The following is a 14231-nucleotide window of genomic DNA, read 5'->3' on the forward strand; positions in this document are numbered from 1 at the left end:
CTGTAATACCGTATTTCAATAGGAGATCAGCATGGCTGTATCAGTTCGCATGGATCCGCTCATGGAAAAAGAGCTGGAACAAGCCGCCAAACGGCGTGGCATCACCAAATCTCAATTCATCATTGAGGCGGTTGAGCGCGCTCTAGGTCGCAACAACCCCGGTGAGCTGTACCTCAAGGTGATGCAGGAAATGGCTGAGTACCGTGTCAGCCAGCCTGTTGAGGCCACTGCAGCGAGTGAACCGAACGCGCAAAAGTCCACTCTGCGCGCCAAATTGCGCGCCAAGCACGAGCAGGAAAGTGCAGGCTTCACGCAGGCGCTGGCCTTGCGTCAAACGGGGGGCGCGGCGTGATTGTTGCCCTGCTTGATGCCGGGCCCATGATTGCCTTGTTTGACCCAACGGACAAGCATCACGCGCATTTTCGGGATCAGATCACGCAGCCACAACTGCCGTGGCGCTTACACACCACCTGGCCGTGCGTGACAGAGGCCACACACATGCTGGGTGACCGTGAGCGGCTGGCATTGCTGCGTTGGATAGGCATTGGTGCGGTGCAAATTTACCCGTTTGACACTGAAGACCTGCTGGACATGGCTGACTGGATGAACGCCTACACCGATGCCCGCAGCGTAATGGACTTGGCCGATGCCAGCTTATATTGGGCGGCGCATGAAACCGGGGTCAGACACATCTTGACCCTGGATGTGCGTGACTTTTCACGCTACCGCCTGCCCGATGGGCGGGCGTTTGAGATTTTGTGAAACCCATGACCGAAGCTTTCGCCCCTGCTCTGCTCATTGGCGTTTTGCTTGTATTTTTTGATTTGATATGTATTATTGGTATGTATTAATTAATCGGAGGCTCTCATGACCGCCATCACCCAAATCACGAAACGCCCAGTGATGTCGACTCCAGGTGTTGCCAAAGTATTTACCACGGGTCGCAGCCAGGCGGTACGCCTGCCTAAAGCGTTTCGGTTTGACACCAAAGAGGTGACGATTGAGCGCAATGGCGATGCAGTGATCATGCGTCCCAAGCGCACGGAAGACGAATGGTGGACAGAGGTGGTGCAAGCCTTGCAAGGATTTGAGGGCATGGACTTTGTAGAGCGTGATCGCACCCCTCTGGTTGACGACATGCTGTCGTTCGATGACGCGCTCCCACCACAGAATTGAGGCTGCCTGTGCGCTATCTGCTCGACACAAATATCTGCATCTATGCCATGAAGCACCACCCTAGCGTGTTGCGCCGAATGCAACAGGCCAGGCATGATGGCTTGTGCGTCAGCGCCATTGTGGCCGCAGAGCTGGCTTTTGGTGTGGCTCGAAGTGCTGTGGTGCATCGTGAGAAAAATGAAGCCTCACTGAAACGGTTTTTAGCCGCCATTGCCGTGCAGCCTTGGCCGTCGGACGCGATCTGGGTTTACGGTGAACATCGACAAGCGCTCAAGCAAGCCGGAACGCCGATTGGGGAACTTGATTTGTTGATTGCCGCACACGCACAGTCGCTAGGTTTGACCTTGGTTACCAACAACACCCGCGAGTTTGAGCGTATCGAGGGTTTGAAGCTGGAGAACTGGGTTGTTTGACACGATTCTCAACGCCGAGCCGATGCGGCAACGCCGTGCCATGGCCAAAGCCATCACGTTGCTGGAATCCACCCGCGCCGACCACCGACTGCAAGCCGATGAGTTGCTGACAGCTTTGTTGCCGCACACCGGCAAGTCTTTCCGGCTGGGCATCAGCGGCGTGCCGGGAGTGGGCAAATCCACCTTCATTGAAGCGCTGGGGTTGTATCTGATCCAGCAAGGCCACCGGGTGGCGGTGCTGGCGGTTGACCCCAGCAGCACAGTGTCGGGCGGCTCCATCTTGGGTGATAAAACCCGCATGGAAATGCTCTCGGTGCATGAAAAAGCCTACATTCGCCCCAGCCCCAGCAGTGGCACCTTGGGTGGTGTGGCAGAGAAAACCCGCGAGGCCATGTTGGTCTGTGAGGCCGCTGGGTATGACGTGGTGATTGTTGAGACGGTGGGGGTGGGGCAGTCAGAAACTGCCGTGGCCAACATGACCGACATGTTTGTGCTGATGCAGTTGCCCAATGCAGGCGACGATTTGCAAGCCATCAAAAAAGGTGTGATGGAGCTGGCTGACCTGGTCGTCATCAACAAAGTTGACCTCGACCCTGATGCCGCCACCCGCGCCCGAGCCCAAATCACCTCCAGCTTGCGGCTGCTGGGCTTGCACGGCAACCCTGATCACATGCACCATGACACCGCCATTTGGCACCCGCAAGTGATTCAGCTCAGCGCCTTGCATGCCCAAGGGGTAGACAGTTTTTGGGCCAAAGTGCTTGAATTCAAAAACCTTCAGGCTACCAATGGCAAATGGGACACACGCCGCCAAAAGCAAGCGCTGGCCTGGATGTGGGAGCGCATTGATGCCGGTTTGAAACAAGCGTTTGCCCAGCACCCCGCGGTGAAAGACCTGCTGCCCAAATTGACCCAAGACGTGCTTGAAGGCCGCTTGGCTGCTTCTACTGCTGCAAGAAATATGCTTGCAGCACAGATGAATAAAGCGTAAGCCACTATTTTTTTCATAGTAAATTTAATTTTCAGTCGACCCGAGAAGGACACCTACCATGCATGACATCCTTGAACAACTAGACAAAAAGCGCCAGCTTGCCCGACTGGGCGGAGGCCAGAAGCGCATTGACGCACAGCACAAAAAAGGCAAGCTCACCGCCCGCGAGCGGCTTGAAGTGTTGCTGGACGAAGGCACTTTTGAAGAATGGGACATGTTTGTCGAGCACCGTTGCTCAGACTTTGGCATGCAAGACAACAAAATTCCAGGCGATGGCGTGGTCACTGGCTACGGCATGATCAACGGCCGCTTGGTGTTTGTGTTCAGCCAAGACTTCACTGTGTTTGGTGGTGCCTTGAGCGAAGCCCATGCCGAAAAAATTTGCAAAATCATGGATCAAGCCATGAAAGTGGGCGCCCCGGTGATTGGCCTGAACGACTCGGGTGGCGCACGCATTCAAGAAGGCGTGGCCTCGCTCGGTGGTTACGCTGACGTGTTTCAGCGCAACGTCATGGCCAGCGGCGTGGTGCCACAAATCAGCATGATCATGGGCCCGTCAGCCGGTGGCGCGGTCTACAGCCCAGCCATGACCGACTTCATTTTCATGGTTAAAGACAGCAGCTACATGTTTGTCACCGGGCCAGAGGTGGTGAAAACCGTGACGCATGAAGAGGTCACCGCTGAAGAGCTGGGCGGCGCCGTCAGCCACACCACCAAAAGCGGTGTGGCCGACTTGGCCTTTGAGAACGATGTGGAAGCGCTGTTGATGCTGCGCCGTCTCTACAACTACCTGCCCCTGAACAACCGCGAAAAAGCCCCAGTGCGCCAAAGTGGCGACCCCGCTGGCCGCCTGGATCGCAGTCTGGACACCCTGGTGCCAGACAACGCCAACAAGCCCTACGACATGAAGGAGCTGATTCTTAAAACCGTTGACGATGGCGACTTTTTTGAACTGCAACCCGAGTACGCCAAAAACATCCTGATCGGTTTCGCGCGCATGGACGGCCAAACCGTGGGCATTGTGGCGAACCAGCCGCTGGTGTTGGCTGGGTGCTTGGACATCAAGAGCAGCATCAAAGCCGCACGGTTTGTGCGCTTTTGCGACGCGTTCAACATCCCGGTGCTGACCTTTGTCGATGTGCCTGGCTTCATGCCCGGCACGGCGCAAGAATACGGCGGCATCATCAAACATGGCGCCAAGCTGCTTTATGCCTATGCCGAATGCACCGTGCCCAAAATCACCGTCATCACGCGCAAGGCCTATGGCGGTGCCTATGACGTGATGAGCTCCAAACACCTGCGCGGCGATGTGAACTTTGCCTGGCCCAACGCCGAAATCGCGGTGATGGGTGCCAAGGGCGCGGTGGAAATCATCTTCCGCGAAGACAAGGGCGACCCCGAAAAACTGGCCGCCAAAGAAGCTGAATACAAAGCCCGCTTTGCCAACCCGTTTGTGGCGGGTAGCCGTGGCTTCATTGACGACGTGATTCAGCCGCACGAAACCCGCAAACGCATTTGCCGCAGCCTGGTGATGCTCAAGGACAAAAAGCTTGAGAACCCCTGGCGCAAACACGGCAATATCCCTTTGTAAGTCATTGCGGGACAGACCGCAGTTACACGAAGTGAACCAGCTCTGTCCTCAACATTCTAGGAAAAACAACATGTTTAAAAAAATCCTGATCGCCAACCGTGGCGAGATCGCTTGCCGTGTCATCACCACGGCGAAAAAAATGGGTATCCAAACCGTGGCGGTGTATTCCGATGCCGACAAAGATGCCCGCTTTGTGCTGCTGGCCGACGAAGCTGTCAACATTGGCCCGGCCCCCAGCCGCGAAAGCTATTTGGTGGCTGACAAAATCATTGCTGCCTGCAAGCAGACCGGTGCCGAGGCACTGCACCCTGGCTACGGCTTTTTGAGCGAAAACGCCGATTTTGCCAAACGTGTGGAAGAAGAAGGCATTGTCTTCATCGGCCCCAAGCACTACTCCATGGCCGCCATGGGCGACAAGATCGAGTCCAAAAAACTCGCTGGCAGTGCCGGTGTCAATTGCATTCCCGGCGTCAACAGCGCCATTGAAACCGCTGAAAAAGCCGTGGAAATTGCCCAGGGCATTGGTTACCCGGTCATGATCAAAGCCAGCGCCGGCGGCGGTGGCAAGGGTTTGCGTGTGGCCTATAACGACAAAGAAGCGTTCGAGGGCTTCACCAGCTGCCGCAACGAAGCCCGCAACAGTTTTGGCGACGACCGCGTGTTTGTCGAAAAGTTTGTGGAAGAGCCCCGCCACATTGAGATTCAACTCATTGGCGACAGCTTTGGCAACGTGGTTTACCTCAATGAGCGGGAATGTTCCATTCAGCGCCGTCACCAAAAAGTGATTGAAGAAGCCCCCAGCCCGTTCATCAGCGATGCCACCCGCAAAGCCATGGGCGAGCAAGCCGTGGCGCTGGCCAAAGCGGTCAAGTACCAAAGCGCTGGCACGGTGGAGTTTGTGGTTGGCAAAGACCAGTCTTTCTACTTTCTGGAAATGAACACCCGCCTGCAGGTGGAGCACCCGGTCACTGAATGCATCACCGGGCTCGACTTGGTGGAGCTGATGATCCGTGTGGCGGCCGGCGAAAAACTGCCCATGACCCAAGCCGAGGTCAAACGCAACGGCTGGGCCATGGAGTGCCGCATCAACGCCGAAGACCCGTTTCGCAACTTCTTGCCCTCCACCGGTCGCCTGGTGCGTTTTGCCCCACCAGCACAAACCATGGCGCAAGCCAACACCACCGACTGGCTGGGGGTGCGGGTTGACACCGGCGTGCAAGACGGTGGCGAAATTCCGATGTATTACGACTCGATGATCGCCAAGCTGATCGTGCATGGCACCGACCGGTTGGACGCCATTGCCAAGATGCGCGAAGCGCTCAACGGTTTTGTCATTCGCGGCATCAGCAGCAACATCCCGTTCCAGGCAGCGTTGCTGGCGCACCCCAAGTTTGTGGCAGGCAACTTCAACACCGGGTTCATTGCCGAGCACTATGCCCACGGTTTCAAGGCTGAAGACGTGCCGCACGAAGACCCGCAGTTCATGCTGGCGCTGGCGGCTTTTGTGCGCCGCAAGTCACGCGAACGCGCTGCCAGCCTCACCGGGCAGTTGCCTGGTTATGCCGTCAACATTGGCAGCGACTATGTGGTGGTCTCTTTGGGCGAAAGCGGCACCAATGCCTACACCCCGGTGCATGTCGATGAATTTGCAGGCAAAACCGGCTTTGCGCGCATCAAAATAGGCGCAAGTAGCTATGAAATTTGTAGTGATTCACGGCTCAATGAGATTTGTATCACTGGCACGGTCAACGGTACGCCGTTCACTGCCCAAGTGGAGCGTGGCACGCCCAAAAACCCACTGGCGCTGCGCTTGCAGCACAACGGCACCCGCATAGACGTGCTGGTGGTGTCCAAACGCATGGCCGAGTTGCACACCTTGATGCCATTCAAAGCGCCGCCAGACATGAGCCGCTATGTGCTCTCGCCCATGCCGGGTTTGCTGGTAGACGTGGCGGTGCAAGTGGGGCAAAAAGTGCAGGCCGGTGAGCGCGTGGCCGTGATTGAAGCCATGAAGATGGAAAACGTGCTGTTTGCCGCCGCCGACGGCGTGGTGGGCAAGGTGCTCGCTGCCAAGGGCGAGAGCTTGACCGTAGACCAGCCGATTGTGGAGTTTGCATGAGCGGCGCTACCTTGCAACGCCCCTTCAAAGTGCTGGGCATCCAGCAAATTGCCATTGGCGGCACCAACAAGGCCAAGCTCAAAGAGCTGTGGGTCAACATGCTGGGGCTGGAAGTGACGGGCACCTTTCAAAGCGAGCGTGAAAATGTCGACGAAGACATTTGCGCCATGGGCGTTGGCCCTTTCAAGGTGGAAGTTGACTTGATGCAGCCTGTGGATGCCGACAAAAAACCAGCCGTGCACGCCACCCCGCTGAACCACGTGGGGCTGTGGATTGACGACCTGCCCCAAGCGGTGACCTGGCTCACAGCGCAAGGCGTGCGCTTTGCACCCGGCGGCATTCGCAAGGGTGCGGCTGGGTTTGACATCTGTTTTTTGCACCCCAAAGCCAATGACGAGTTTCCCATTGCAGGTGAAGGTGTGCTCATCGAGCTGGTGCAAGCCCCGCCCGAAGTGGTGGCGGCATTTGCCAGGCTGGCCGGCTGATTTTTGTAGCATTCATAAGCGCACGGTGCCATCGATGCAGGTGACACATTCGCCGCCTACCCAAACCTGCTCGGTGGCATCTTGGGTCAGGTGCACTTGCCCACAGCGGCCAAGCTGGCTGCCTTGGGTGGCTACATAGTGGGTTGGTGCCAGCCCGTCCGCCATCAGCCACTGCGCCAGGCTGGCGTTGAAACTGCCCGTCACCGGGTCTTCCAGCACCGAGACGCCGGTGTCAAAAAAGAAACGCACCGTCATACTGGGCGGCATGGCAAGGGGGTGGGGCTGATCAAGCGCAAGCCGTTCGACCTGAGCCGGTTCATCAAGTTCGGCGCGTTGACCAAAGGCGCGTGCTTCGCGGTTGGAGCGTTTGATCAATGCTCCGGTCGTCTGAGGGGCGTGGTGTGCTGCCACGCCAATGCCGCTGATGCCTGCGGCCAGCATGGCGGCACGCAACGCGTCAGGCTGGGGTGACAAGTTTTCAATTGCCTGAACGTTATCCAAAAGCATGCCAAAGTGGCGTGGACCGTTGGTCAGGTGCTGGGCGGCGACCACTTGGGTGGTGTTCAACCCCAACGCCGCCACCAGGTCAGCCAGTGTGTCAGGGTTGGGCTGGCTGCGGCTCAGAGCCGGCGCGGCAAACGCCAAGGGTTTGACGTTGTGACGAATGCGCACCAGCCCCACCGGACATTGCTGCACGATGAATTCAGGGTGTTTGGGTTGGCCTCCCGCTTCCAGCCAGGCGTGGCAGCTGCCCAGCGTGGGGTGCCCGGCAAACGGCATTTCATAGGCCGGAGTGAAGATGCGAACCTGGTAGTCAGCACCCGCTGCAACGGCTTGCGGTGTGGGCGGCAGCAAGAAAGTGGTTTCTGACAGGTTCGTCCAGTGGGCAAAGTGCTGCATGTCGTCCGTGTCCAGACCGGTGCCGTCCAGCACCACGGCCAGCGGGTTGCCCAGGTAGGGCGTGTCGGTGAAGACGTCGACTTGTTTGAAGGGGCGTGGTTTTGTCATGGATGTTTTCATCGAAACCTAACACTTTAAAGTTGCAGCATACGACTTCAGCGCCACTGCCAGCGCTGCCACTCCGCGGTGAATTTCTTCCACGCTGGGGGTCACAAAGCTCAGGCGCAGGGTGCGTTCATCCCCGTGGTCGGCGTAAAACGGCGCGCCAGGCACAAATGCCACGCCTTGTGCCACAGCAAACGGGAGCACATCTACCGCATTCATGCCACGAGGCAGGCGCGCCCACAAAAACATGCCACCGGCCGGGGTGTTCCAGGTCAGGCGCTGGTCAAGAGCCGTGGCGTTGTTTTCAGCAGCTGAGGGCATGGCGCCAAAGTGTGTGGCCAGCGCCGCCAGCATGGCATCGCGCTGCGACTTGTACAGGGCGCGAATGGTGGGCACGTGGCGCTCCAGAAAACCGTCTTTCATCACCTCTGAAACCATGCGCTGGTTGAAACCGGGGCTGTGCAGGTCGGCGGCTTGTTTGGCTTGCAGCAGTTTGGGGTATACCGCTTGGGGTGCCACCACAAACCCCAGCCGCAGGCCGGGCGCCAGCACTTTGGAAAACGAGCCCAGGTAGATGCAGCCCTCGGGGTTGCGGGCGGTCAGCGGCGCAGGGGGCGGTGCATCAAACCACAGGTCGCCATAAGGATTGTCTTCAATCAGCGGCAGGCCACGCTCAAGAGCCAGGGCGCTCAACGCCGCGCGGCGCGCTTCGGTCATGGTGTGGCCGGTGGGGTTCTGAAAGTTGGGCAGCACGTACAAAAACCGGGGTAAATTGGGGTCAGATTCCAATATCTGCGAAGCAGAATTTGGACTCAGCCCCCTATCTGACCCGGCCAGCAGCGCTTGCTGCAGGTCGTCAATCACCACGCCATGCTCGTCACTGGCCACGCTGACCACGTTGGGTTCCATTGGCATGAACGCCATCACCGCGCCCAGGTAGGTGGGCGATTCAACCAAAATTTTGCTCTCTGCATCCACCAACACCTTGGCCACCAGGTCCAGACCCTGCTGGCTGCCAGTGGTGATCAGCACCTGCGCCGGGTCAACCGGCCAGGGCAGCATGGCCGCCACCTGCTCGCGCAACGGGCCAAAGCCCTCGCTGGCGGCGTATTGCAGGGCACCCGCCGGGTCGTCCCTCAAGACTTTGGCGCAGGCGGCCTCAAACTCGGCCACCGGAAAAGTTTTGGGTGAGGGCAGGCCACCGGCAAAACTGATGATGCCGGGGCGTTCAGTGACCTTGAGAATTTCGCGGATCACCGACGGGTTCATGCGCGCGGCGCGGCGTGCCAGCTGCCAGGGGGAGGTGGGGGTGTTCATGGGTTTCCTTTGGTGTTCGAACGCAAGCCTGGGTGGGGGAAGTTAAACGCTTACAGGTTCACGCCATGGCCCAGCGTGCAGCATGTGTGGCATGCAATGTGGTGGTGTCAAACAGCGGCACGGCGCAATCTTGTGGACGAACCAGCATGGCGATTTCGGTGCAGCCCAGAATGACAGCTTGCGCACCTTGCGCTTGCAGGTTGGCGATGATCTGTTGGTACGCGTGGCGGGAGGCGTCTTGCACTTTGCCCAAGCACAGCTCGTCAAAAATGATGCGGTGCACAGCGTCGCGCTCAGGCTGGGGTGGCGTCAACACCGTCAGGCCATGGGTGTTTTCCAGCCGGCTGCGGTAAAAGTCTTGCTCCATGGTGAAGCGGGTGCCCAGCAGCCCCACGGTGTGAAACCCAGCCGCCTTGATGGCCTGTGCGGTGGGGTCGGCAATGTGCAGCAACGGGATGGGGATGCCGGCTTGGACTTCATCGGCCAGCTTGTGCATGGTGTTGGTGCAAATCACCAGCGCCTGCGCGCCAGCATGGGCCAGGTTTTGCGCGATGGTGGTGAGCTGCACGGCGGCTTTGTCCCACTGGTTGCTGCGTTGAAGCTCGGCTATGTCGGCAAAGTCCACGCTGTGTAACAGCAGCTTGGCCGAGTGCAGCCCGCCCAGTTTGGCTTGGATGGTGCGGTTGATGATTTGGTAATAGGGCACGGTTGATTCCCAGCTCATGCCGCCGATCAAGCCCAGGGTTTTGAGGTAGAGTGCATTGTTTTTCATAGCTTTTCACGCTTTATTGATAAGGGCTAGAGGCCAATTTGTTATGTAAAAAGTCAAAGGGTGGCCATCCAAAGTGCCGTGACCAGCAGCACCAGTGCCATGCTGCGGTTAAACCACAGCAGCCTGCGCCCGCCGTGTTGCGCGTCTGCCAGCCAGTTGCGCAAGCCGGTACCCACCAGTGCATAAGTCAGGTTGCTGGCCAGGGCAAAACCCAGCAGCAGCGGCAGCACCACGGCAAACCGCGCACCCATGTCAGTGCGCCCAGCCAGCCAACCTGCCACCACGGTGAGTGCCAGCATCCAGGCCTTGATGTTCAAAAACTGCAGCAGTACGCCTTGCCAAAACGTCACGTTGAGTTGGCGGTTACTGGCCTGAGCCAGCGTGTGTGCGTGCCACAACTGCCAAGCCAGCCAGAGCAAATAGCCCACGCCCAACAGCTTGACGCCCCAGCGCAGCGCAGGCACGCCCACCACCAGCGCCCCCACACCGCTGGCACACAGCGAGAGCAGCAGCCCCCAGCCCACCGGCACTGCCAGCACAAAGTGCAGGGCGCGGCGCAACCCTAAGTTGGCAGCCAATGCGGTTGACAGCGTGGTGTTGGGCCCCGGCGTAAAGCTCACCGCAGTGCACAGCATCAGGAGTGCTGAGAGTTCGCTGGTGTTCATGGGCGTGATGTAGCAGTTACGTTGTTCATGTCACACACTGTAGCCAAAATACCAATACACTGACAGTACAGTTTTGTGAACAATTTTCTAAACTGTATGGTGTGTGTGGGTGATACAGATGCGATTGGGTGCAAAGCCGCCACGCGGCTAGCGATAGGGCAGCATTGCCCGGGAGAACTTGATGACTTTGGTGAAATCTGCGGCGCAGCCGCTGGCACAACAACTGGCTGAGCGGTTTGCCCAGCGCATTCGCTCGCGCTTGCTGGCACCTGGCACGCGCTTGCCCTCGGTACGCCAGTGCGCGCAGCAGCAGGGTGTGAGCCCCAGCACGGTGGTGGCAGCCTATGACCGCTTGCTGGCGCAAGGGCTGATCGAGGCGCAGAAAAACCGTGGGTTTTATACAAGAAATCAGGCTCTACCGCCCGTCGTACAAGCGCTAGCAGCTATTGAAAACGAAGCAAGTGGGCTTATCTCTGCAGCGCAACACAGCGCAGTGGGTGCGTTGCCACTGGACTTGCCCCCTGTTTTGCCCCATGTGCCCGTGGACGCTGCAGCGCTGATTCGTGGCATGTTCTACGCACCAGGTGGGCGTGCGCAACCTGGCATGGGGGCGTTTCCGTCAGAGTGGCTGGCGTCGAACTTCATGGCGGCGGCATTGCGGCGCTTTTGCACAACTTCTGCGCTCAACGCCGCATCGTTGCACTATGGTGAGCCAGCGGGTGATGTGAGCTTGCGTGAGGCCGTGGCGGCGCGGCTGAACACCCTTGGCATTGCGGCGGGTGCGGGTCAGGTCATCACCACGCTGGGCGCCACGCATGCGCTGGACATCATCAGCCGCACGCTGCTGCGCCCGGGCGACTGTGTGATGGTCGAAGAACCCGGCTGGGCGGTTGAATTTGCCCGGTTGGATGCCTTGGGCATGCGCATCTTGCCTGTGCCGCGGGGTGTTGAGGGGCCTGACCTGGAGGTGATGGCGCGCATGTGTGAGCTGCACCAGCCCAAACTGTTTGTCAGCGTGAGTGTGTTTCACAACCCCACCGGCTATTGCTTGAGTGCAGCGCATGCGCACCGGGTGTTGCAACTGGCGCACCGTTATGCGTTTGAGGTGGTGGAGGATGACACTTACAGCCACATTGCCCCAGACCACGCCACCCGGGTGTGCGCGTTGGATGGTCTGGAGCGCAGCATTTATGTCAGCGGGTTTGCCAAAATTTTGGCACCTGGCTGGCGCGTGGGCTACCTGGCCGCGCCACCGCGGCTGGTCGAGCGCTTGCTTGACACCAAGCTGCTGGGCACCCTGACTACCCCGGCCTTGTTTGAGAAAGCACTGGCCTGGTGCATGACCCAAGGCCAACTGCGCCGCCACGCCTTGCAACTGCGCACCCGGCTAGACCTGGCGCGCAGCCGCAGTGTGGCGCTGGCGCTGCAGGCGGGTTGCCAGTTTGCCTCACCCCCAGCGGGTTTGTTTGGTTGGGTTGACACCGGCGTGGATACTGACAAATTGGCGCTGCGCATGCTGGATGTGGGCTACTTGCTGGCTCCTGGCGCTTTGTTTCATGCCAACCACGCCCCCAGCACGCTGATGCGTATCAACTTTTGCACCACGCAAGATGCGCAGTTTTGGCAGGTGTTTGAAGCAGCGCGTGCCGAGCTGGCGCGTAAGGGCTTGTAAAGCCCTAAGAGGGTGTGAGTCAGCTCGACATTTCAGTCAAGATATTTTTCACCCAGCTGGCGCGGTAGAGCGACTCGGCCTCTGACGGCTGCGTGGAGGCGCCGCCCACGTTGGGTACAGCCACCAGTTTGTCGTCCTGGGGGGTGTAGTGGCCAATCTGGCTGATGGCTTGGCTGGCGTTGACTTGGCTGAAGCTGGTGTCCAGGGCGGTTGAGGTCATGACTTCTTTGCCGTTCATCAGTGCCACCAGGTTCAGGGCGCAAATTTTGGCCTGGCTGTTGGCGGCAAAGCCCGACTTGGGCATGTCGCCCGCTTGGCAGGCGTCGCCAATGACGTGAATGCCTGGGTGAACCACCGACTCAAAGGTATTGGCATGCACCGGGCACCAGGCTTTGTTGGCACCGGCCAAGCCAGTGATCAGCGCAATCCTGGCGGCGCGCTGGGGCGGGATCAGGTTGACCACGGCGCCTTTGATGACCTCGCCGCCGTTGAGGGTGAGGCTGCGATCAGCATCATTGACGGCAGAGATGGTTTGGCCACCACGGTACTCCAGCACATTGGCAAACTGCTTTTCCCAGATGGTTTTGAACAACGCGCTGTGCGCCAGCGGCTCGGGGTTGGCATCGAGCACGATGAGCTTGGACTTGGGCTTGGCTTGCTGCAAATACAACGCGATCATGCAGGCACGCTCATAGGCCCCTACGGGGTAGCGCAGCGGCGGCAGCGGAATGCTCAGCAGCACCGTGCCGCCGTCGGGCATGGCCTGCAGCTGCTGGCGCAGCAGCTCGGTTTGGGCGCCATCGGTCCAGGCGTGAGGCATGGTTTTGGGCGTACTGGCAGGGTTGTAACCGGGCAAACCATCCAGGCGCAGCCCTACCCCTGGCGACAAAATCAGACGGTCGTAATGGAGGGTTTTGCCGGTGAGTTTGAGTGCTTTGATGTCAGGCTGAATGCTGCTCACCGTGTCATGAATCAGCTTGATGCCGTGCTGGCTGGCCAAGCTGTTGTAGCGCAAGGTCAGCGGGCGCAGGTCAGGCAGCAAGCCCGCCAGGTAGAGGTTGGCGGAGGGGAAGGCCACATATTGCTCGTGAGGCTCGATCAGCATCACCTCCAGGCTGGGGTCTTGCAGGCGCAAGGTTTTGGCCGCCAGCGTGCCACCAAAACCACCACCCACCACCACCACCCGGCGGCTGGGCGTGCTTTGTGCCCACGTGGAAACACCAGCCAAGGCGCTGCTGGCACCGGCCCATTGAATGAATTGTCTGCGTTGGATGTTCATGGCAAAAGCTGCTGGGTTACTTGATGAGTGCCGGGTTTTGGCTGGCGTAATAGCTCAAGATGGCATCTAACTCCGGGGGTGCCAGGTTTTGCACTTTGGCCGCCATGCGCAGGGGCATCTTGCGCGCGCGTTCGGTGTACAACTTCATTTGCAGCTGCAAAAAACCCAGCCATTGCCCAGACAGCACGGGCGGATCATCTGACGCGCGGCGGCCTTGGGTGATGTGGCATTCGGCACAGTTCTTTTCTACCAACGTGGCACCCAAAGCGACTTTGGTGGCATCAAGCTGTTGGGCATGGGGCTGTGGTTTTTGGGCGCTGAAAAAATCAGCCATGACCCCAAAATCTGCGTCGCTATAACCTTGAGCAATGCGCCCCATCAGGCTTGAGGCGCGGTCACCGGCTTTGAACTCTTGCATGGCATCCAGAATGATCTGTTTGGGTGTGCCCGCCAGGTTGGGCAACGTCAAGCCCGCGCTGTTGCCAACGGTGCCGTGGCAGGAAAAGCAGGCATTGACCAACATCTCTGCGCTGGCAGGTGCGGCCGAAGCTGCGGGCGACAGCGCACAGACGGCAGTCAACACAGTCAAACAACGAATCAAGCGCTTGAAACGCTTGTTTTTAAGAAGCATCATGAACGACTCCCTGATGGTGATGCAAAAAAATTAATTGGATTATGAAAGCATCTTAAGCTTGCTTCATGCCTTTTGAATTCTGGTTTGTACGTAGGTGGCGGTGGTGCCAAAC

Annotated in this window: 15 protein-coding genes; 9 read left to right on the plus strand and 6 right to left on the minus strand. The window is 58.8% G+C overall.

Annotated elements, in window-relative coordinates:
* Positions 1–31: 31 nt before the first annotated feature.
* The 8 genes from PHT20_RS02670 (at position 32) to PHT20_RS02705 (ending at position 6775) form a co-directional block, all read left to right on the plus strand.
* Complete coding sequence (locus PHT20_RS02670; RefSeq protein ID WP_301019309.1) at positions 32–352, plus strand: CopG family transcriptional regulator; 321 nt, start codon at positions 32–34, stop codon at positions 350–352.
* Positions 349–762 (plus strand): hypothetical protein, encoded by a 414-nt coding sequence (locus PHT20_RS02675; protein WP_301019310.1) that lies wholly within the window; start codon positions 349–351, stop codon positions 760–762. Before PHT20_RS02670 ends, PHT20_RS02675 begins: the two co-directional genes overlap by 4 nt.
* A gap of 105 nt (positions 763–867) precedes the next feature.
* Positions 868–1176 carry a type II toxin-antitoxin system VapB family antitoxin gene (gene vapB / locus PHT20_RS02680; protein ID WP_366520879.1) on the plus strand — a complete coding sequence of 103 codons (309 nt, stop codon included), beginning with the start codon at positions 868–870 and terminating at the stop codon, positions 1174–1176.
* 8 nt (positions 1177–1184) lie between these two features.
* Positions 1185–1589, plus strand: a complete 405-nt coding sequence (locus tag PHT20_RS02685; protein ID WP_300082752.1) for a type II toxin-antitoxin system VapC family toxin — start codon at positions 1185–1187, stop codon at positions 1587–1589.
* Positions 1590–1611: 22 nt separating this feature from the next.
* Complete coding sequence (meaB, locus tag PHT20_RS02690) at positions 1612–2580, plus strand: methylmalonyl Co-A mutase-associated GTPase MeaB (protein ID WP_301019358.1); 969 nt, start codon at positions 1612–1614, stop codon at positions 2578–2580.
* Positions 2581–2638: 58 nt separating this feature from the next.
* On the plus strand, positions 2639–4171 hold the full coding sequence (locus tag PHT20_RS02695; RefSeq protein ID WP_301019311.1) for an acyl-CoA carboxylase subunit beta: 1533 nt from the start codon (positions 2639–2641) through the stop codon (positions 4169–4171).
* 70 nt (positions 4172–4241) lie between these two features.
* Positions 4242–6290, plus strand: coding sequence for an acetyl/propionyl/methylcrotonyl-CoA carboxylase subunit alpha (locus tag PHT20_RS02700; protein ID WP_301019312.1), 2049 nt, complete (start codon positions 4242–4244; stop codon positions 6288–6290).
* Positions 6287–6775 (plus strand): VOC family protein, encoded by a 489-nt coding sequence (locus PHT20_RS02705; protein WP_300082743.1) that lies wholly within the window; start codon positions 6287–6289, stop codon positions 6773–6775. Before PHT20_RS02700 ends, PHT20_RS02705 begins: the two co-directional genes overlap by 4 nt.
* Before the next feature lie 12 nt (positions 6776–6787).
* Here the strand turns inward: PHT20_RS02705 and PHT20_RS02710 are convergent, their stop codons facing one another.
* Genes PHT20_RS02710 through PHT20_RS02725 form a run of 4 tightly spaced genes read right to left on the minus strand, consistent with a single transcriptional unit; the run spans position 6788 to position 10534 of the window.
* Entirely contained in the window at positions 6788–7783 is a 996-nt protein-coding gene (locus PHT20_RS02710; RefSeq protein WP_301019313.1) for a PhzF family phenazine biosynthesis protein, read from the minus strand.
* A gap of 18 nt (positions 7784–7801) precedes the next feature.
* Complete coding sequence (locus PHT20_RS02715) at positions 7802–9097, minus strand: PLP-dependent aminotransferase family protein (protein WP_301019314.1); 1296 nt, start codon at positions 9095–9097, stop codon at positions 7802–7804.
* A gap of 58 nt (positions 9098–9155) precedes the next feature.
* A complete protein-coding gene (locus tag PHT20_RS02720; protein WP_301019315.1) occupies positions 9156–9869 on the minus strand; it encodes an aspartate/glutamate racemase family protein in 714 nt (237 codons plus the stop codon).
* A gap of 53 nt (positions 9870–9922) precedes the next feature.
* Positions 9923–10534, minus strand: a complete 612-nt coding sequence (locus PHT20_RS02725; RefSeq protein WP_301019316.1) for a LysE family translocator — start codon at positions 10532–10534, stop codon at positions 9923–9925.
* A gap of 181 nt (positions 10535–10715) precedes the next feature.
* On the opposite strand from PHT20_RS02725, the gene PHT20_RS02730 reads away from it, so the two are divergent.
* Positions 10716–12206: a PLP-dependent aminotransferase family protein gene (locus tag PHT20_RS02730; protein ID WP_301019317.1), complete on the plus strand. Its 1491-nt coding sequence runs from the start codon at positions 10716–10718 to the stop codon at positions 12204–12206.
* A 19-nt stretch (positions 12207–12225) separates the two neighbouring features.
* Here the strand turns inward: PHT20_RS02730 and PHT20_RS02735 are convergent, their stop codons facing one another.
* Complete coding sequence (locus PHT20_RS02735) at positions 12226–13485, minus strand: FAD-dependent oxidoreductase (protein WP_301019318.1); 1260 nt, start codon at positions 13483–13485, stop codon at positions 12226–12228.
* A gap of 16 nt (positions 13486–13501) precedes the next feature.
* Complete coding sequence (locus PHT20_RS02740; protein WP_301019319.1) at positions 13502–14119, minus strand: hypothetical protein; 618 nt, start codon at positions 14117–14119, stop codon at positions 13502–13504.
* Positions 14120–14231 lie beyond the last annotated feature (112 nt).

Source organism: Rhodoferax sp. (assembly GCF_028715765.1).
Lineage (GTDB): Bacteria > Pseudomonadota > Gammaproteobacteria > Burkholderiales > Burkholderiaceae_C > Rhodoferax.